At 57.1% G+C, this 18306-nt stretch carries 18 protein-coding genes and 1 pseudogene; 5 read left to right on the forward strand and 14 right to left on the reverse strand.

Annotated features, from left to right (window positions below; genetic code table 11):
- Positions 1 to 15 precede the first annotated feature (15 nt).
- Both dapB and LPQ25_RS21875 read right to left on the reverse strand, forming a co-directional pair.
- The gene (gene dapB / locus LPQ25_RS21870; protein ID WP_004177440.1) at positions 16 to 837 is read right to left on the reverse strand and encodes a 4-hydroxy-tetrahydrodipicolinate reductase; all 822 of its coding nucleotides are present in this window, start codon (positions 835 to 837) and stop codon (positions 16 to 18) included.
- A 294-nt stretch (positions 838 to 1131) separates the two neighbouring features.
- Positions 1132 to 1761 carry an alanyl-tRNA editing protein gene (locus tag LPQ25_RS21875; RefSeq protein WP_012737385.1) on the reverse strand — a complete coding sequence of 210 codons (630 nt, stop codon included), beginning with the start codon at positions 1759 to 1761 and terminating at the stop codon, positions 1132 to 1134.
- 92 nt (positions 1762 to 1853) lie between these two features.
- On the opposite strand from LPQ25_RS21875, the gene LPQ25_RS21880 reads away from it, so the two are divergent.
- A complete protein-coding gene (locus LPQ25_RS21880; RefSeq protein WP_004178570.1) occupies positions 1854 to 2783 on the forward strand; it encodes a LysR family transcriptional regulator in 930 nt (309 codons plus the stop codon).
- On the opposite strand, the gene LPQ25_RS21885 is transcribed toward LPQ25_RS21880, so the two are convergent.
- The 8 genes and pseudogenes from LPQ25_RS21885 to LPQ25_RS27455 form a co-directional block, all read right to left on the reverse strand.
- Positions 2731 to 3096, reverse strand: a complete 366-nt coding sequence (locus LPQ25_RS21885) for a DUF805 domain-containing protein (RefSeq protein WP_012737384.1) — start codon at positions 3094 to 3096, stop codon at positions 2731 to 2733. The two genes, LPQ25_RS21880 and LPQ25_RS21885, sit on opposite strands and share 53 nt — an antisense overlap.
- A 30-nt stretch (positions 3097 to 3126) precedes the next feature.
- On the reverse strand, positions 3127 to 4041 hold the full coding sequence (rihC, locus tag LPQ25_RS21890) for a ribonucleoside hydrolase RihC (protein ID WP_002887981.1): 915 nt from the start codon (positions 4039 to 4041) through the stop codon (positions 3127 to 3129).
- Positions 4042 to 4107: 66 nt separating this feature from the next.
- Entirely contained in the window at positions 4108 to 5058 is a 951-nt protein-coding gene (ispH, locus tag LPQ25_RS21895; RefSeq protein ID WP_014908021.1) for a 4-hydroxy-3-methylbut-2-enyl diphosphate reductase, read from the reverse strand.
- 1 nt (position 5059) lies between these two features.
- Positions 5060 to 5509 carry an FKBP-type peptidyl-prolyl cis-trans isomerase gene (gene fkpB / locus LPQ25_RS21900; RefSeq protein WP_002887976.1) on the reverse strand — a complete coding sequence of 150 codons (450 nt, stop codon included), beginning with the start codon at positions 5507 to 5509 and terminating at the stop codon, positions 5060 to 5062.
- A gap of 115 nt (positions 5510 to 5624) precedes the next feature.
- Positions 5625 to 6125, reverse strand: a complete 501-nt coding sequence (lspA, locus tag LPQ25_RS21905; protein WP_002887973.1) for a signal peptidase II — start codon at positions 6123 to 6125, stop codon at positions 5625 to 5627.
- Positions 6125 to 8941 (reverse strand): isoleucine--tRNA ligase, encoded by a 2817-nt coding sequence (ileS, locus tag LPQ25_RS21910; RefSeq protein ID WP_004212580.1) that lies wholly within the window; start codon positions 8939 to 8941, stop codon positions 6125 to 6127. Before ileS ends, lspA begins: the two co-directional genes overlap by 1 nt.
- A gap of 43 nt (positions 8942 to 8984) precedes the next feature.
- Complete coding sequence (ribF, locus tag LPQ25_RS21915) at positions 8985 to 9923, reverse strand: bifunctional riboflavin kinase/FAD synthetase (protein WP_002887969.1); 939 nt, start codon at positions 9921 to 9923, stop codon at positions 8985 to 8987.
- Between the two features lie 7 nt (positions 9924 to 9930).
- A pseudogene (locus LPQ25_RS27455) lies at positions 9931 to 10136 on the reverse strand (DUF2575 domain-containing protein); the annotation flags it as partial.
- Between the two features lie 116 nt (positions 10137 to 10252).
- Between LPQ25_RS27455 and rpsT the strand changes: the two are divergent.
- Positions 10253 to 10516: a 30S ribosomal protein S20 gene (rpsT, locus tag LPQ25_RS21920; protein ID WP_002887965.1), complete on the forward strand. Its 264-nt coding sequence runs from the start codon at positions 10253 to 10255 to the stop codon at positions 10514 to 10516.
- Between the two features lie 119 nt (positions 10517 to 10635).
- On the opposite strand, the gene nhaR is transcribed toward rpsT, so the two are convergent.
- From nhaR to dnaK, 4 genes are all read right to left on the reverse strand, one after another.
- Positions 10636 to 11532 carry a transcriptional activator NhaR gene (gene nhaR / locus LPQ25_RS21925; RefSeq protein ID WP_002887961.1) on the reverse strand — a complete coding sequence of 299 codons (897 nt, stop codon included), beginning with the start codon at positions 11530 to 11532 and terminating at the stop codon, positions 10636 to 10638.
- A 54-nt stretch (positions 11533 to 11586) separates the two neighbouring features.
- Complete coding sequence (nhaA, locus tag LPQ25_RS21930; RefSeq protein WP_004192071.1) at positions 11587 to 12762, reverse strand: Na+/H+ antiporter NhaA; 1176 nt, start codon at positions 12760 to 12762, stop codon at positions 11587 to 11589.
- A gap of 177 nt (positions 12763 to 12939) precedes the next feature.
- Positions 12940 to 14073: a molecular chaperone DnaJ gene (gene dnaJ / locus LPQ25_RS21935; protein ID WP_002887955.1), complete on the reverse strand. Its 1134-nt coding sequence runs from the start codon at positions 14071 to 14073 to the stop codon at positions 12940 to 12942.
- Positions 14074 to 14160: 87 nt separating this feature from the next.
- On the reverse strand, positions 14161 to 16077 hold the full coding sequence (dnaK, locus tag LPQ25_RS21940; protein ID WP_004146997.1) for a molecular chaperone DnaK: 1917 nt from the start codon (positions 16075 to 16077) through the stop codon (positions 14161 to 14163).
- Between the two features lie 385 nt (positions 16078 to 16462).
- Here dnaK and LPQ25_RS21945 point away from each other — a divergent pair, with 385 nt between their 5' ends.
- The 3 genes from LPQ25_RS21945 (at position 16463) to satP (ending at position 18299) form a co-directional block, all read left to right on the forward strand.
- The gene (locus LPQ25_RS21945; RefSeq protein ID WP_002887909.1) at positions 16463 to 16867 is read left to right on the forward strand and encodes a DUF2541 family protein; all 405 of its coding nucleotides are present in this window, start codon (positions 16463 to 16465) and stop codon (positions 16865 to 16867) included.
- A gap of 27 nt (positions 16868 to 16894) precedes the next feature.
- Positions 16895 to 17644, forward strand: a complete 750-nt coding sequence (gene msyB / locus LPQ25_RS21950; protein WP_004146011.1) for an acidic protein MsyB — start codon at positions 16895 to 16897, stop codon at positions 17642 to 17644.
- 88 nt (positions 17645 to 17732) lie between these two features.
- Entirely contained in the window at positions 17733 to 18299 is a 567-nt protein-coding gene (gene satP, locus LPQ25_RS21955; protein WP_004177461.1) for an acetate uptake transporter, read from the forward strand.
- The last annotated feature ends 7 nt before the right edge of the window (positions 18300 to 18306 follow it).

The following is an 18306-nucleotide window of genomic DNA, read 5'->3' on the forward strand; positions in this document are numbered from 1 at the left end:
GATGGGTAATAATCGTTATAAACTATTCAGATCCAGCACATCACGCATATCAAACAGGCCATTTTTCTTGTCTTTCAGCCATAATGCTGAACGAACGGCGCCATTTGCAAAGGTCATGCGGCTGGACGCTTTATGGGTGATTTCAATACGCTCACCGATGTCAGCAAACATTGCCGTATGCTCCCCGACGATATCCCCCGCGCGAACGGTCGCGAAGCCGATGGTGCCCGGGACGCGTTCGCCAGTGTAGCCTTCACGACTGTAGACCGCGCAGTCCTTAAGATCTTTGTTCAATGCCCCGGCGATCGCTTCGCCCATCGCCAGCGCGGTGCCTGACGGCGCATCCACTTTATGCCGGTGGTGCGCTTCGATAATTTCGATGTCGGTATAGTCGCCCATCACCTTCGCCGCCTTCTCCAGCAGCTTCAACAGGACGTTGACGCCAACGCTAAAGTTAGCGGCGAAGACAATGGCAATGTCCTGCGCGGCATCGCGAATCGCCTGTTTGCCAGCGTCGTCAAAACCGGTGGTGCCGATGACCATCCCTTTGCCGTGCTCGCGGCAAAACGCCAGATGGTTCAGCGTGCCTTCCGGGCGGGTAAAATCGATCAACACGTCGAAATCATCTTTTACCGCCGCCAGGCTGCTCTGCACCGCGACGCCCGCTTTGCCGGCGCCCGCCAGCTCGCCGGCGTCGCTGCCCACCAGGCTTGACCCTTCGCGCTCCAGCGCCGCGCCCAGCGCCACGCCTTCCATCTGCAATGCAGCCTGAATTAACTGGCGTCCCATCCGGCCGCCCGCGCCGGCGATGGCCACGCGGATTTGTGCATCATGCATAGCTATTCTCTTTTGTTAACATTACGTAAATTGTTTTCAGAGTAACCAGCCCGTCAGCGGGCCGCTACTCAAAAACGCCGATAATTAGAAATTTATGACAAACGGCGGACGATATCAGTAAAAACTATACGATTGTGCTGAAATGCGGGCTTTGCGGGTGCTCTCTCTGAGACGATAATCGACGTTTTCGTCATCAGTTGGTTTCAAGAAATAAGATGCACTAAATCTGGCAAACTCGACCGACCAGCATTGAAATGCTATGGAAACATTATACTTCCGGTAGAGCAGAAAGCCTTACGCCAGGGTGTAGCTGACCACCAGCTGCCCCTTCTTCATCTTAATCTGACTAATGACAATGTCGCCCAGCTCCGCCAGACGGGCGACGTGGGTGCCTCCGCAGGGATAGGCTGGCAGCTCGCCGAATCCCACCTTGCGCATGCCATCAGCGAACGTCACCTGACGCGGTAAGTCCTGCGCCTGCCATGCCTTTACTAACGCCAGTAGCGCACTGGCGTCCGGCAGCGCGGCGCTATTCCTGCTGGTAAAGGTTATCCGCCCTTCGCCGGGCCAGTGGTGCGCTTTCACCGGTTGCCAGCCAAGCTGTTCGCCCGCCAGGCCAAGCAGGTGGCCGACAGAATGCAGACGAGCATGCAGCTGTCTCGCGGAGGCATCAATTTTCATCTCCACTTCACCGAGGGGAAGGGGTTGCGACAGAATATGCAGCACCCTTTCGCCGCGCACAGCCACCGTCTCAACCACCTGCCCGGCAATCCATCCACGGTCCGCCGGTTGACCGCCCCCTTGCGGGTGAAACAGCGTCCGATCCAGTTCGATGGCGTAACGGCCATCCGCTTCTGCAGTGCAGGCGATGATCTGGGCGCGCCCGTCGGTAGCATCGCTGGTGTAATAAACCCGTTCAGTCATAGTGATTCTCCTCTCTGTCCGGCCAGTATATTATTAATGCCGACAGCGATAATCCCACCACCAGCCAATGCACTCTTGCTCCGGGAGCACAAATGAATCTGAACCTCCTGCCCGACCTCGCTCTTTTCGTTCAGATAGTCGACCAGGGCAGCTTCTCCGCCGTCGCCCGCCAGAACGGCATTACCCCTTCAGCCGTTAGCCGCAGCGTGTCACGGCTGGAGCGAGAGATGGGCTGCAAACTGCTGCAGCGTACCACCCGCAAGCTGCGTCTTAGCGATGCCGGGGAAACGATATATCAGCATGCCCAGCAGATGCTGGAAGCGGCGCGACAGGCAATGGATTCCGCAGGCAGTCGCCAAACGGTCGCCCAGGGAAAGCTGACGCTCAGCGTCCCGAAAGCCGTCGGCCGCTTTGTGATCCACCCGCTGATGATGGCGTTTTTCCACCGCTACCCGCAGGTGGACGTCTGCCTGCGGCTGGAAGATCGCCCTCTCGATTTTATCGATGACGGTATTGATCTGGCGCTACGCATCACCGATACCCCCTCCCCCGGCCTGCACGGCAAACCGCTGATGCCAATCAGGCACGTTATCTGCGCCACTGAGGCCTATTTACAGCAGCATGGTACGCCGTACACGCCGCAGGATCTGCGCGCGCATAGCTGCATTAGCCTTGGCGAAACGCCCGCCGATGCGCGCTGGAAGTTCCGCCGGGAAGGCAAAACAGAAACGGTGCAAACCTACGGGCGGTACGCCGCCAACCATACCGCCGTACGCCTCGACGCGGTCAGACAGCATTTAGGGATCGGCAGCCTGCCGCTGTTCACCGCCCGTGAGGCGCTGGCGAACGGCGACATCGTGCAGGTGCTGCCCGAGTGGGAATTTATCAGCAGCTACTCCGGCGACCTGTGGCTGCTGTGGGCGGGAGATAAACATATGCCCGCCAGGATGCGGGCGATGATTGATTATCTCAGCGAGACGGTGCCGGCGCTGAACGCAGGCAGCACAGAGCCAGCGAAATAATTGCAAACCACGGAATGATAACTCCCAACACAAACCAGATCCCGGAGCGGCCGATATCATGCATTCGCCGGCAGCCTACAGCCAGCAGGGGGAGCGCCATCAACAGCAGCCACAGCGCCGCAAAGGGTATGACAACAAAACTGAGGAGCCCGTAGTGAGGGTCAACAAGGGTGGCCAGACTCCAGGCGGCCACAGGCGCGGCGGCGATCAATACATTGATGAGAAAAAACGTCCAGAACTGCTGCCGGCTGGCGCGGCCACTAAAATTAAAGGTCTCTTTCCAGCCGCTCAAATACGCCTGTCCATAGGTCATTGCTTCTCTCCTTGAAAATCGAGTGATATATCACGGCGCCAGGGCAATCACCTCCGCCGCCCAGCGCTGAAACCCTTCGACGTCGATATCCAGCGCCACCTGGGCGTTCGCCGGCTGGCCCAGTCGTCCTTCGATATCCACCACCGTGGTGCCGGCGGTCCAGGTCCCCTGCGTCTCCACCGCCACAAAGCACGGCTGGAGAGTGAACAGTTCCGGGCGGGCCAGCCACGCAATAGCGCACAAGTCGTGCATGCGCAGACCGCTGCTCATGCTGCCGCTGCGATAGTGGCTAAACAGCGCATGGAGCATTTTACCGGTCTGGTTCAGCGTCGGCAGCGTTGCCAGATAATCCGCCGCCAGCAGCGCCCGGTTGGTGACGTCCAGCCCGCACATCACAATCTCCAGCCCGCTGTGGAACACTTTCGCGGCGGCCTCCGGGTCGATAGCGATATTGAATTCCGCATTCGGCGTGAAGTTGCCGCGGCCCGCCGAGCCGCCCATGATCACCAGCCGGCGAATATTAAACACGCATTCCGGGTACTGGGTCAGCAGCAGCGCTATATTGGTCAGCGGGCCAATCGCCACCAGGGTGATCGGCTCGGCAGCATGCATAAGCGCATCACGGATAGCCTGGAAGGCCGGCTTCGCCAACGGTTGACGTTGATGCTCAACAAAGTCATACCCCTCCATGCCGGATTCGCCATGCACCGAGGCGGCGTCGCGCAACGGACGCACCAGCGGCATCGACGCGCCCTGCGCCAGCGGTACATCGGCATTCCAGAAATGCAGCAATTGCAGCGCGTTACGGGTCGTCTTCTCCACCGAGACATTGCCCGCTACGGTGGTCATCAACTGCAGATCCAGCTCAGGCGCGAACAGCGCCGCGGCAATGGCGGCGGCATCGTCGATGCCCGGATCGGTATCAAGAATGATTGGTAAGCGCATGGTTTCTCCCTAAAAAAATGCCAGACGTTAAGTCTGGCATCTTCTCATACTGCTGGAGGAAAGAACTTACTCTACTTCACGGACATCCACACGCAGCTCTTTCGGCACTTCAAAGACGATATTCTCTTCCCGGCCTTCCAGCGGCACGGCTTCGCCGCCGCCCAGCTCCTGCAGGCGGGTAATGACGTTCTGCACCAGAATATCCGGCGCCGACGCGCCCGCCGTCACGCCGACGCAGGCCGCATCCTTGACCCACGCTTCCTGAATATCGGAGGCGTCGTCAATCAGGTAAGCCGCTTTGCCCATCCGCTGCGCCAGCTCGGCGAGGCGGTTAGAGTTGGAGGAGTTTTTCGACCCGACCACCAGCACTACGTCAGCCTTCTCCGCCAGCGCGCGCACGGCTTCCTGACGGTTAGTGGTGGCATAGCAAATGTCGTCTTTGCGCGGGCCGACGATTTTCGGAAAACGCGCGCGCAGGGCGTCAATCACATCCGAGGTATCGTCGACGGAGAGCGTGGTCTGGGTCATAAACGACAGCCGGGCGTCATTTTTCACTTCCAGCTTCAGCACGTCTTCCGGCGACTCGACCAGGTACATCCCCCCTTGCGGGTTGTTGTACTGTCCCATGGTGCCTTCGACTTCCGGATGGCCGGCATGGCCAATCAGAATCGACTCTTCGCCGCGGCGGCTGGCGCGGGCGACTTCCATATGGACTTTGGTCACCAGCGGACAGGTGGCATCGAATACCGTCAGGTCGCGGCTCTTCGCTTCGTTGCGTACCGCCTGCGACACGCCGTGGGCGGAGAAAATCAGGATCGCGCCGTCCGGCACTTCGCTGATCTGTTCGATAAAAATGGCGCCACGCTTGCGCAGGCTATCCACCACATAGCGGTTGTGCACCACTTCATGACGAACATAGATCGGTGCGCCATACAGCGTCAGCGCGTTTTCTACAATGCTGATAGCGCGGTCAACGCCAGCGCAAAAACCGCGCGGGTTAGCCAACAGGATCTGCATGTTACTCCTCCAGCGCCGGATCGATCTCCAGCACTTCAATATCAAAATGAACAGTGCGCCCGGCCAGCGGATGGTTGAAGTCAACGGTGATGGAATCGCCGTTCACTTCGCGGATCACGCCAGGCATTTCGCTGCCATCCATTGCGGTAAAGAGCATAATCGCGCCGATCTCCGGCTCGCCAGCGTCGATAAACTCGCGGCGAGAGAAATACTGAATCAGGTCCGGGCTGGGTACGCCAAAGGCGGCGTCAGGCTCCAGCGAAAAGGCCTTTTTCTCCCCCTCTTTCAAACCGAGAAGCTGTTGCTCCAGCCCTTCAGACAAAGAGGTGTCGCCGAGGCGAAACAGCGCCGGTTTGCCGTTGCTGCGGGTGGACTCGGCAGTGGAGCCGTCGTCCAGTTTCAGAGTGAAGTGCACCAGTACCGCGCTGTTGCTCTGTACGGATTTAGACATGCAAATTGCTCGCTTGTTTAGGTCACCCGGTGCCCGGCGGCATTACGCTTACCGAGCCTACGGGGGCCAAAAATTCTGTAGGCCGGGTAAGCGTCACGTCACCCGGCATTGAGATTTACGCCTGCTCTTTCACAGTCGGTTTCGGCAGGAAGCCTTCCAGCACAATCAGCGCTGCGCCGATGCAGATCGCGCTATCGGCGAGGTTGAAGGTGGCAAAATGCCAGTCGCCGACGTAGAAGTCGATCATATCGACCACAAAGCCATGCCACAGGCGATCGAACAAGTTGCCCAGCGCGCCGCCGATAATCAGCGCGTAGGCAATATTGTTCAGCTTTTGCGTCGCCTTCGAACGGTACATCAGCACCGTCAGCACCACGCAAATACCGATCGCGATCCCGGAAAAGAACCAGCGCTGCCAGCCGCCGCTGTCGGCGAGGAAGCTAAAGGCCGCGCCATAGTTGCGGGCATAATGCAGATTAAGCGACGGGAACAGCGGAACCGTCTCCCCCAGAGCGAAGTTCTGGAGGATCAGGAATTTGCTGCCCAGATCGATAATCAGCACGGCTACGACCACCCACAGCCAGCGTAGCCCCGTTGAACAGATCGATTTACTCATCAGGCGAATTTACGTTGCTCGCCGTCACCGGCGACGTTGCTCACACAGCGTCCGCAGATTTCCGCGTGTTCCGCCACCTTGCCGATATCGGTGGTGTAATGCCAGCAGCGCGGGCATTTCTCACCTTCAGCTTTACTCAATGCGACTTTCAACCCTTTGAGCAGTTCGCTTTGCTGCGCATCAGCGGACGCGCTCGCATAGTCTGCGACGTTCGCCCCGGAGGTCAACAGGACAAATCGCAATTCATCGCCCAGCGCATTGAGCTTAGCCGCCAGATCGGCATCAGCATACAGCGTGACTGCCGCTTCCAGCGAGCCGCCGACTTTCTTATCCGCACGCGCCTGCTCGATCACCTTGTTGACTTCGCCACGCACCTTCAGCAGCTCGTCCCAGAAATCGTCGTTCATCGCTTCGTCGTCGGCCAGGCCGAACAGACCTTCATACCACTCGCCGGTGAAGACATATTTCTCACGCTCGCCAGGCAGATAGCCCCAGATTTCATCTGCGGTGAAGGACATGATCGGCGCCATCCAGCGCACCAGCGCTTCCACGATATGGAACAGCGCGGTCTGGCAGCTGCGACGCGCCACGCTGTCCGCCTTGGCGGTGTACTGGCGGTCTTTGATGATGTCGAGGTAGAACGAGCCCATCTCGATGGAGCAGAAGCGCATCAGGCGCTGCACCACTTCATGGAAGTCGTAGGATTCGTAGGCTTTCAGGATATCTTCCTGTGCCGCCTGCGCGCAGCCGACCGCCCAGCGGTCCAGCACCACCATCTCTTCCGGTTTAACCATGTCTTTCGCCGGATCGAAACCGTTAAGGTTCGCCAGCAGGAAGCGCGCGGTGTTACGGATACGACGATAGCTGTCGGCGGCGCGTTTGAGGATCTCGTCAGAGACCGCCATTTCGCCGGTGTAGTCGGTGGAAGCCACCCACAGGCGCAGGATATCGGCGCCGAGCTTGTTCATCACGTCCTGCGGGCTAACGGTGTTGCCGATAGACTTGGACATTTTGCGGCCCTGACCGTCGACGGTGAAGCCGTGGGTCAGTACCTGACGATATGGCGCTTTGCCTTTCATCGCCGTGGAAATCATCAGCGAGGACATGAACCAGCCGCGATGCTGGTCAGAACCTTCCAGATACATATCGGCGGCGTGACCGGCGAATTCCGGACGCACGTCAACTACGGAAGAGTGGGTCGACCCGGAGTCAAACCAGACGTCGAGGGTATCCGGCACTTTCTCATAGCTGTCGGCGTCATCGCCAAGAATGTCGCGGGAATCGAGATCCCACCACGCCTGGATGCCGTCAACTTCAACGCGTTTTGCCACTTCTTCCATCAGCTCAAGGGTACGCGGGTGCAGTTCATGGGTTTCTTTATGCACGAACAGCGACATCGGCACGCCCCAGGTGCGCTGACGGGAGATACACCAGTCAGGGCGGTTAGCGACCATCGATTCGATACGCGCCTGGCCCCAGTCCGGGATCCACTGCACGCCTTTGATCTCTTTCAGCGACTGCGCGCGCAGGCCTTTCTGATCCATGCTCACGAACCACTGCGGAGTGGCGCGGAAGATGATCGGCGACTTGTGGCGCCAGCAGCATGGATAGCTGTGCTGCAGTTTCTCAACGTGTAACAGCGCGCCACGCTCACGCAGCATCTCAACGATGATGTCATTGGCTTTGAAAACATTAATGCCGTCCAGGGACGGCCAGGTGCCAGGCAGGTAAGCGCCGTCCGGGCCAACCGGGTTGGCGATTTCCAGACCGTATTTCTGGCTGATGGTGTAGTCGTCCGGACCGTGGCCGCCAGCGGTATGCACCGCACCGGTACCGGCATCCAGCGTCACGTGGTCGCCAAGGATCGCCGGCACGTCGAAATCGAGGAACGGATGCTTAAAGCGCATCAGCTCAAGCTCAGAACCTTGTACCGCCGCCAGAATAGTGTAGTCCGTCGCGCCAACGCGCTTCATTACGCTCTCAACCAGGTCTTTCGCCAGGATCAGCGCCTGGCCGTCAACCTGCACCAGCGCATAGTCGAACTCAGGAGACAGAGAGATAGCGCGGTTGGCCGGCAGGGTCCACGGCGTGGTGGTCCAGATAACCAGCGACACCGGACCGTTGACGTCGGCTACGCCGAATTTCGCCAGTACCGCGGCTTTGTCTACCGCGTGGAACGCGACATCGATAGACGGAGAGGTTTTGTCGTAATACTCCACTTCCGCTTCCGCCAGCGCGGAACGGCAGTCTACGCACCAGTGCACCGGTTTGGCGCCTTTATGCAGGTGGCCATTACCGATGATTTTGCCCAGCGCGCGGATGATGTTGGCTTCGGTTTTGAAGTCCATGGTCAGGTACGGATGCGACCAGTCGCCCAGCACGCCGAGACGGATAAAGTCTTTACGCTGGCCATCGATCTGCTCGGCGGCATATTCGCGGCACTTAGCGCGGAATTCGGCAGCGGTAAATTTCTCACCCGGCTTGCCGTATTCCTGCTCCACTTTCAGCTCGATCGGCAGACCGTGGCAGTCCCAGCCCGGAACGTAAGGCGAGTCATAGCCCGTCAGTCCTTTGGACTTAACGATAATGTCTTTCAGAATCTTGTTTACCGAGTGACCAATATGAATGCTGCCATTCGCATAAGGAGGGCCATCATGCAGAATGAAGGTTTTTTTGCCTTTTTTGGCTGCACGAATGATGCCGTACAGGTCATCATCGGTCCAACGCGCCAGCATTCCCGGTTCGCGTTTGGCGAGGTCGCCACGCATAGGGAACCCTGTTTCCGGCAAATTCAGGGTCGATTTATAGTCACTCATCAGATTCTCGGTTCCGTATTTCGGTTTGATAAACACCAGTGGCTCAGGCCTGGCTGGTCAGCCCAAATAATTCGCGGGCCGTTAACTCATCACGTGCGATTTGCGCCTTCAGCTCGTCCAGCGACGCAAACCGCTGCTCGTTACGTATCTTTTTACGCAGTATTACATTGATATGGCGACCGTAGAGGTCCATTACAACGTCCAACAGATGTACTTCGAGCTGCTGACGCACGCCCGCAACCGTTGGACGGGTGCCAATATTGGCGACGCCCGCTATCGGTTTGTCGCCCAGCCCTGTCACTTCTACCGCATAGACCCCTTTAACCGGGGAAACCTGACGACGCAGCGGTAAGTTCGCCGTCGGAAAACCTATGGTTCGGCCTAGTTCATCACCATGCACGACGCGTCCGGAGATGCTAAACGGATGGCCGAGCAGCGTCTCCGCCAGCAGGAGATCGTCATCGGCCAGCGCCTGGCGTACCGCCGTGCTGCTGATTCGCACCCCGCCTTCGCAGAAGGTTTGAGTGCTGGTGACGTCGAAGCCATATTCCGCCCCCGCCTTTTGTAATAACAAGAAATCCCCCTGGCGACCAGCGCCAAAGCGGAAATCGTCACCAACGGCGAGGAACTGCACGCCCAGGCGACGCACCAGCAGTTCACTGATAAAATCCTGCGCGGTTAGCGCGGCGAACCGGCGGTCAAAGCGAACGCACAATACATAGTCAACCCCGCTTTCAGCCAGATAGCCCAGCTTTTCACGCAGGCGGGTCAATCGCGCCGGGGCTTTATCAGCGGCAAAGAGCTCCAGCGGCTGGGGTTCAAAAATCATCACCACGACCGGTAAACCGCGCTGGCGGCCCTCTTCGCGCAACCGCTGCAGCAGCGCCTGATGCCCACGATGCACGCCGTCGAAATTACCAATGGTCAGCACGCACCCGTGCGGGGCCTGACTGAGATTATGTATGCCGCGTATCAGCTTCATGTCTGGCTCAAAACAGTGAAAATCGTCCGAGTATACCTTGTACAACTGTCAACGTTAACCAGCGATTGCACCTCGGCAACGAAAGTTCTCAGGAATTCATTCACTCAGCGCGAGAAAGCGGGAAAACTGGCCGCGCCCGGCGATTTTTATGGTGGAAAAGCTGTATTCGCCTGCAACAAGCTGGTAGAATCTTGCGCCATCACTACGTAATGAAGCGCTGTGGTGTTAAACGGCGCTTATTTGCACAAATCCATTGACAAAAGAAGGCTAAACGGGCATATTCCTCGGCCTTTGAATTGTCCATATAGAACACATTTGGGAGTTGGACCTTGGCTAATATCAAATCAGCTAAGAAGCGCGCCGTTCAGTCTGAAAAGGCTCGCAAGCACAACGCAAGCCGTCGCTCTATGATGCGTACTTTCATCAAGAAAGTATACGCAGCTATCGAAGCTGGCGACAAAGCTGCTGCACAGAAAGCATTTAACGAAATGCAACCGATCGTGGACCGTCAGGCTGCTAAAGGTCTGATCCACAAAAACAAAGCTGCGCGTCATAAAGCAAACCTGACTGCACAGATCAACAAACTGGCTTAATCGCCTGCTTGCTGAACTTTGTTAAAGAAACCCGCGAAAGCGGGTTTTTTTATGCCTATCATCTTCCCCCGGTAGCGCACGCTGGCGCGATCTGAGCCACGCCAGCCCACGCCTTCCGGCTATCGGGGTTCGGTGAACAGCGACGAATAATCGCGATTACAGATACGCTGTACCGCCGGGTGCTGAATCATTCGTTCAGCGAAAATAGCGTGATACTCCTCCATCACGCTATCCATACGGCCAATTTCGACAATCGATTCATCATGGTAGAAATCATGCGCGTAGAGCGTCGGCGCGACAAATATCGCATTATGTGCGGCGCCGAAGGCTTTCATGAGCGCCGCGTCGTCAAACTCGCCGAGGATCTCCACCTTCAGGCCCTGCACGTTAATCCAGTTCAGCAGCTTACGTCCCAGCATCGATCGCCGGCCGGGGATCAGCAGCCGCCGCTCTTCGAGGCAGGCCGGGAACGGCTTCGTCGGCGCCGGATTCATGCACCAGAAGCTGACGCTGCACTCGCCGATCTTCACCGAAAATAGCCCTTCCTGCTGCGTCGAGTCGATCGGGCAGTCAGAGATAATCATGTCGAGCTTATGCTGGCTCAGCTGCTCCAGCAGCAGCTCATGAGTGGATTCAAAACAGCGCAGATGAATCTGCTCGCTCTCAACGACGGCGGCATCCAGCACGCCGCTGACCAGCCGTTTCGAGAGCGCATCGGCCACGCCGACGTCAAACAGCAGGTTCGACTCTTTGCGATAGTTGACGATGTCGAGCATCTCCTGGCTGAGGGTAAACATCCGGTCGGCATAGCGAAAAACCAGCTCCCCCAGCTCGCTCGGCTCAAGCCCCCTTCCCTTTCGCTTAAATAATTTCCCCTGCAGGCGCTCCTCCAGGGCTTTGATCTGCCCGGTAATGGTCTGCGGCGTCAGAAACAGCGCCTCCGCCGCGCCCACGACGGACCCTTCTTTATACACGTGCCAGAAGTAGTACAGATGATTGTAGTTAATATGTGACATGCTTCTCTCCCTGATAATGTCCAGGAGAGCCTGGCGGGCTCTCCTGCAGAAAGGTTATACCGCGAGGCGAGTATCCGTCACGCGCTGACGCAGTATGAGGTAGCCGACGACCGCTGATAGCACTGAGCCGATCAGAATGCCAAGCTTGGCCCAGTTGATCAACGCGGGATCCACGCTGCCAAAGGCCAGGGTGGCGATGAAAATCGACATCGTAAAGCCAATCCCGCACAGGATCCCCACCGCCATAATTTGCTTGCAGGTGGTACCCTCCGGCAGCGAAGCCCACTTCAGCTTCAGGGCCAGCCAGCAGAACAGGCTAATCCCCAGCGGCTTACCGATAAACAGGCCAGCCATAATGCCCAGCGGCAGGAGCGACGTCAGCCCGGCAAGGGTGACCCCCTGCAGTGAGACCCCCGCGTTCGCGAAGGCAAACAGCGGCAGGATCATAAACGCCACCCACGGGTGCAGGACATGCTCAAGCGCTTTGGCCGGCGACTTGCCATGCTTTTCCTCGAGCGGGATCATAAAGCCGACAATCACCCCGGCAAGGGTCGCGTGAACGCCAGACTTCAGCACCGCCGTCCACAGCACCGCGCCAACCAGAATATAGATCCCGGTACGCCGCACGCCGCTCAGATTCAGGGCCACCAGCACCGCAATCGCCGCCGCCGCCACGCCCAGCGAGAGCATGGACAGGTCGTGGGTATAAAACAGCGCGATAATCACGATAGCCCCGAGGTCATCAATAATCGCCAGCGCCATCAGGAAAATCTTCAGCGCCGTCGGGACCCGGCTACCTAACAGCGCCAGCACGCCGAGGGCAAAGGCAATATCCGTCGCCGCCGGGATCGCCCACCCTTCTCTGGCGACAGGATCCTGGGCGTTAAAGGCCAGGTAGACCAGGGCCGGGACGATCATCCCGCCCAGCGCGGCTATCACCGGGAAGACCGCCTGACGGCGGCTCGCCAGCGACCCTTGAATCAGCTCACGCTTGACCTCCAGGCCAATCAGCAAAAAGAACACCGCCATCAGGGCATCATTGATCCATAACAGCATGTTCTTGTTGATCTCCAGCGCGCCCACACGCAGCTGTACTGGCGTCTCAAGGAAGGAGTGATACAGACCGCTGGTCACGCTGGTATTGGCCATCACCATCGCCAGCGCGGCGGCGATAATTAAGACAATGCCGCCGGAAGCATCGCTACTAAAGAATCGTTGCAGATGTTTCACTTTTACTTTCATCCTGTTGGTGAATAACTCGATAAAAGCATAATACACATACTGATAACTCGAAAAAATCAGATTTAAGTTGCGCTAATATTCGCTTTTTACGAGCTAAAGGGGGGTTCTCAGGCGAAAAAAAGCCCGGGCAGCAAAGGCCCGGGCCGGATATCAACAAAGGCGGAATTAGCGGGTCAGGTCGTCGAAGAACTTCTTCACGCCGTCAAAGAAGCTTTTCGAACGCGGGCTGTTGTTTTCCCCGGTCGGACCGCCGAAGCTCTCCTGCAGCTCTTTCAGCAGCTGCTTCTGCTTCTCATTCAGCCCCACCGGCGTTTCCACCACCACGCGGCACAGCAGATCGCCCTGCGCGCCGCCGCGAACGGATTTCACGCCTTTTCCACGCATGCGGAACAGCTTGCCGGTCTGGGTTTCACCTGGAATTTTCAGGTTCACGCGGCCGTCGAGCGTTGGGACCTCGATCTCACCGCCCAGCGCCGCCATGGTGAAGTTGATCGGAACTTCGCAGTACAGGTTATTGCCTTCACGCTCAAAGATAGCGTGCTGCTTCACCTGAACCTGAACGTACAGATCGCCTGCCGGCGCGCCATGTTCGCCGGCCTCGCCTTCGCCCGCCAGACGGATCCGGTCACCGGTATCCACGCCCGCCGGAATTTTAACCGACAGGGTTTTGGTCTTTTCTACGCGGCCATGGCCATGACATTTATTGCACGGATCTTTAATCAGCGTACCGCGTCCCTGGCAGTGCGGACAGGTCTGCTGTACCGCAAAAAAGCCCTGGCGCATCTGCACCTGGCCCGCGCCATGACAGGTCGGACAGGTCTGCGGTTTGCTGCCGGCCTTGGCGCCGCTGCCGTGGCAGACGTCGCACTCTTCCAGCGTCGGAATACGGATCTCTTTAGTGACGCCGCGCACCGCTTCTTCCAGCGTCAGCTCCATGTTGTAACGGAGATCGGCGCCGCGTGCCGCGCGCTGACGACCACGCCCGCCGCCAAAGATATCGCCGAAAACATCGCCAAAGATATCGCTGAAGTCCGCACCGCCGCCAAAACCGCCGCCGCCGCCCATGCCGCCCTGTTCGAAGGCCGCGTGGCCGTACTGATCGTAGGCCGCACGCTTCTGGGCATCAGTCAGGATTTCATACGCTTCTTTGATTTCTTTAAATTTGGCTTCAGCCTCTTTATCACCCTGGTTGCGGTCCGGGTGATATTTCATGGCCAGGCGCTTATAAGCCTTTTTGATTTCACGCTCTTCCGCTGTTTTGGAAACGCCTAAAATCTCGTAGTAATCTTGCTTTGCCATCGGTGTTTTTCAGCCCCTTAACATGCGTGCACGGGCGGAGAGGAAACCTCTTCGCCCGTGCCAGTGTTTTACCCGTTCAAAGGGCGATTATTTTTTATCTTTCACTTCTTCGAACTCAGCGTCGACAACATCGTCGTCTTTCGCGTTGCTCGCCTGAGCGTCAGCGGAACCCGCCTGCTGCTGAGCGTGCTGCTGCTGAGCGATTTCCATCAGCTTCTGAGAAGCCTGCGCCAGCGCCTGCATTTTCGCTTCGATATCCGCTTTGTCTTCGCCTTTCAGAGAAGATTCCAGCGCGGTCAGCGCAGACTCAATGGCAGTTTTGTCGTCAGCCGGCAGTTTATCGCCTGCTTCTTCAACCTGCTTACGAGTGCTGTGCAGCAGATGGTCGCCCTGGTTGCGGGTCTGTACCAGCTCTTCGAACTTACGGTCAGATTCGGCGTTAGCTTCTGCTTCGCGAACCATTTTCTGAATTTCTTCTTCATTCAGACCGGAAGACGCTTTGATGGTGATCTTCTGCTCTTTACCGCTGTTTTTGTCTTTCGCGGAGACGTGCAGGATACCGTCAGCATCGATGTCGAAGGTCACTTCGATCTGCGGCATGCCGCGCGGCGCCGGGTTAATACCATCCAGGTTGAACTGACCCAGAGATTTGTTATCAGACGCGCGTTTACGCTCACCCTGCAGCACATGGATGGTTACCGCAGACTGGTTGTCTTCAGCGGTAGAGAACACCTGGCTGTGCTTGGTTGGGATGGTGGTGTTTTTGCTGATAAGCGCAGTCATCACGCCGCCCATGGTTTCGATACCCAGCGACAGCGGGGTTACGTCGAGCAGCAGAACGTCTTTCACATCGCCAGTCAGTACACCGCCCTGAACGGCAGCACCGATCGCCACGGCTTCATCCGGGTTAACGTCTTTACGCGGTTCTTTACCAAAGAACTCGGCCACTTTCTTCTGCACCATCGGCATACGAGTCTGACCACCAACGAGGATCACGTCGTTGATATCGGAAACGGACAGACCGGCATCCTGCAGAGCGACTTTCAGCGGCTCGATGGAACGGTTAACCAGGTCTTCTACCAGGCTTTCCAGTTTCGCGCGAGTCACTTTGATGTTCATGTGTTTCGGACCGGTCGCGTCTGCAGTGATGTACGGCAGGTTAACGTCGGTCTGCTGAGCAGAAGACAGTTCAATCTTCGCTTTCTCAGCGGCTTCTTTCAGGCGCTGCATGGCCAGCGGGTCGTTGCGCAGGTCAATGCCCTGATCTTTCTTGAACTCATCAACGAGGTAGTTGATCAGACGAGTATCGAAGTCTTCGCCGCCCAGGTGGGTATCACCGTTGGTCGCCAGAACTTCAAAGGTTTTTTCGCCATCAACTTCGTCGATTTCGATAATCGAGATATCGAAAGTACCACCACCGAGGTCGTAAACCGCGATAGTACGGTTGCCCACTTCTTTATCCAGACCGTAAGCCAGCGCGGCCGCGGTTGGTTCGTTGATGATACGTTTAACTTCCAGACCGGCGATACGGCCGGCATCTTTGGTTGCCTGACGCTGCGCATCGTTAAAGTAAGCCGGTACGGTGATAACCGCTTCAGTTACCGGTTCACCCAGGTAATCTTCAGCCGTTTTCTTCATTTTCTTCAGCACTTCAGCAGAGATCTGCGGCGGTGCAGTTTTGGTGCCTTTCACATCCAGCCATGCGTCGCCATTGTCTGCGGCAACAATTTTGTATGGCATGATAGAAACGTCACGCTGAACTTCTTCGTCCTGGAAGCGGCGGCCAATCAGGCGTTTAATCGCAAACAGGGTGTTTTGCGGGTTTGTCACTGCCTGACGTTTAGCCGGCTGACCAACCAGAGTTTCACCATCCTGGGTATAGGCAATGATAGAAGGCGTGGTGCGATCGCCTTCGGCGTTCTCCAGCACGCGTGCAGTAGTGCCATCCATAATCGCTACACAAGAGTTGGTAGTACCCAGGTCGATACCAATAATTTTACCCATCTAAACGTCTCCACTAAAAATTCGATCAACATGTGGTTGTGAACCTGTAATAAGGGCGAAACGTGCGGTTTCAACTGCCCAGACATCATTTTTTTTCAGGTTCTTCACTGCGGTTGACTACAAGATGGGGTCGCCCACTCCGGCATCAAGGGGCAAGCATAAAAATTTTTTGCCTCGGATTCGCACAGGGTTACGGATGACTTGCCGAACAAGGTTGTTGGATGGCAAAAACGACGGCGAAATATACATACAAAAAACGGATTAAAATAGGAAATACATTCATAATATCATTGACATAACCCGCAATACTTGCGCGCTAAAAGCCCCGTTTTCGCAGTGATAAACTTCCCCGCCATCGCACTTCGCTTATTCAGGGGACAAATTAATGAAATCGCTATACCGGCTTTCCGTAGGGCTTATCCTCGGCGTGTCATTTATCACCTCGGCGGCCGCTAACGACCATAAAATTCTCGGCGTGATAGCTATGCCGCGCAATGAAACCAACGACCTGACGCTGACGCTCCCCGTCTGCCGGGTGGTCAAACGCATTCAGCTCAGCGCCGACCGCGGCGATGTACAACTCTCCGGGGCGACGGTCTACTTTAAGGCCAGCCGCGGCGCCAGCCACACGCTGAACGTCCCCGCCGGGATCAAAGAGGGCAGCACCACCGGCTGGATCAACATCAATAGCGATAACGACAACAAACGTTGCGTGAAGAAGATCGCCTTCTCCGGCCACACGGTGCACTCCTCAGATATGGCATCACTGAAAATTATCGGCGATGACTAATGTCGCCCCTGCCCGAGAGAAAACGTTATGCATATTAATTACCTGGAGGATGACGATCTCGCCTTTCTGCCTGAGTGCAGCGAGGCGCATCTGGAAGCCTTTACCCGCATTCTGACCCACGGGGAAAATGGCAAACCCCGTCTCTCCAGCACGCTCCTGCGCAACGAGACATTTTTAGCGATGGAGGGGCACCCGGAGCGTTATCGCCGCAACTGGCAGCTAATCGCCGGTGAGCTACAGCATTTTGGCGGCGATAGCATCGCCAACACGCTGCGCCGCCATGGCAAATTTTATCGCGCGATCCTGCTGGATGTATGTAAACGACTGAAAGCGAAGGTCGACAAACAGCTGTCGACGCCGCAGATCGAGCAGCAGTTGCTGGCGCATTTTCTGCAGCACAGCTGGAATAAACTGAACGCGGAGCAAAAAGCGCAGTTTCTCGCCGCGGTGGAGTGCCGGAGCCATGAGCTGGACAGCCTGATGGCTCATCTGCTGAGGCATCGCAAGCTAAGCGAAGGCGTCACTTTGTTGCTGGACGAACGCTTAACCGCCATCCTGCGCACGCATGCCGCGGTGAGCGTCATTGGTCATGGCCTGGTGCGCGGCGCCGGGCTGGGCGGACCGCTCGGCGCCGCGCTGAACAGCGTGAAAGCGGTGAGCGGCAGCGCCTACCGGGTCACCATCCCCGCGGTCCTGCATATTGCCTGTTTACGGCAAATGCTCCAGCCGCCGTCAGACACCGCGGAAATTGGTGAAAAATACCCCGCCAGATCATAGACAGCCCTTCAGCGCCTCATTATTATGCCGCGCCCCGCCGCCAAGTCGCGGGGTAATGCTTCCCTTTTAATGATAATTTTGAGGAATTATGGGCAACACTAAGTTGGCTAATCCGGCACCGCTGGGCCTTATGGGCTTCGGCATGACCACTATTCTGCTTAACCTGGCGAATAGCGGCCTGTTCGCATTCGATGTAGCTATCCTGGCGATGGGCATTTTTTACGGCGGCATTGCGCAAATTTTTGCCGGCCTGCTGGAATACAAAAAAGGCAACACTTTTGGCTTAACCGCTTTTACCTCCTACGGCAGCTTCTGGCTGACGCTGGTGGCGATTCTTCTGATGCCGAAAATGGGCCTGGCAGACGCGCCAAACGCGCACTTCCTCGGTATGTACCTCGGCCTGTGGGGCGTCTTTACCCTGTTTATGTTCTTTGGCACCCTGAAGGCAGCCCGCATGCTGCAGTTTGTCTTCCTGAGCCTGACCGTACTGTTCGCGCTGCTGGCGATTGGCCATTTGGTCGATAACGAAGGCATTGTGAAGGTAGCCGGCTGGGTCGGCCTGATTTGTGGCGCCAGCGCTATTTACCTGGCGATGGGTGAAGTGCTGAACGAACAGTTCGGCCGCACCGTGCTGCCGATCGGCGAACCGCGCTAATCTTCCG

The organism is Klebsiella sp. KPN54798 (assembly GCF_021184225.1).
Taxonomy (GTDB): Bacteria; Pseudomonadota; Gammaproteobacteria; order Enterobacterales; family Enterobacteriaceae; genus Klebsiella; species Klebsiella pneumoniae.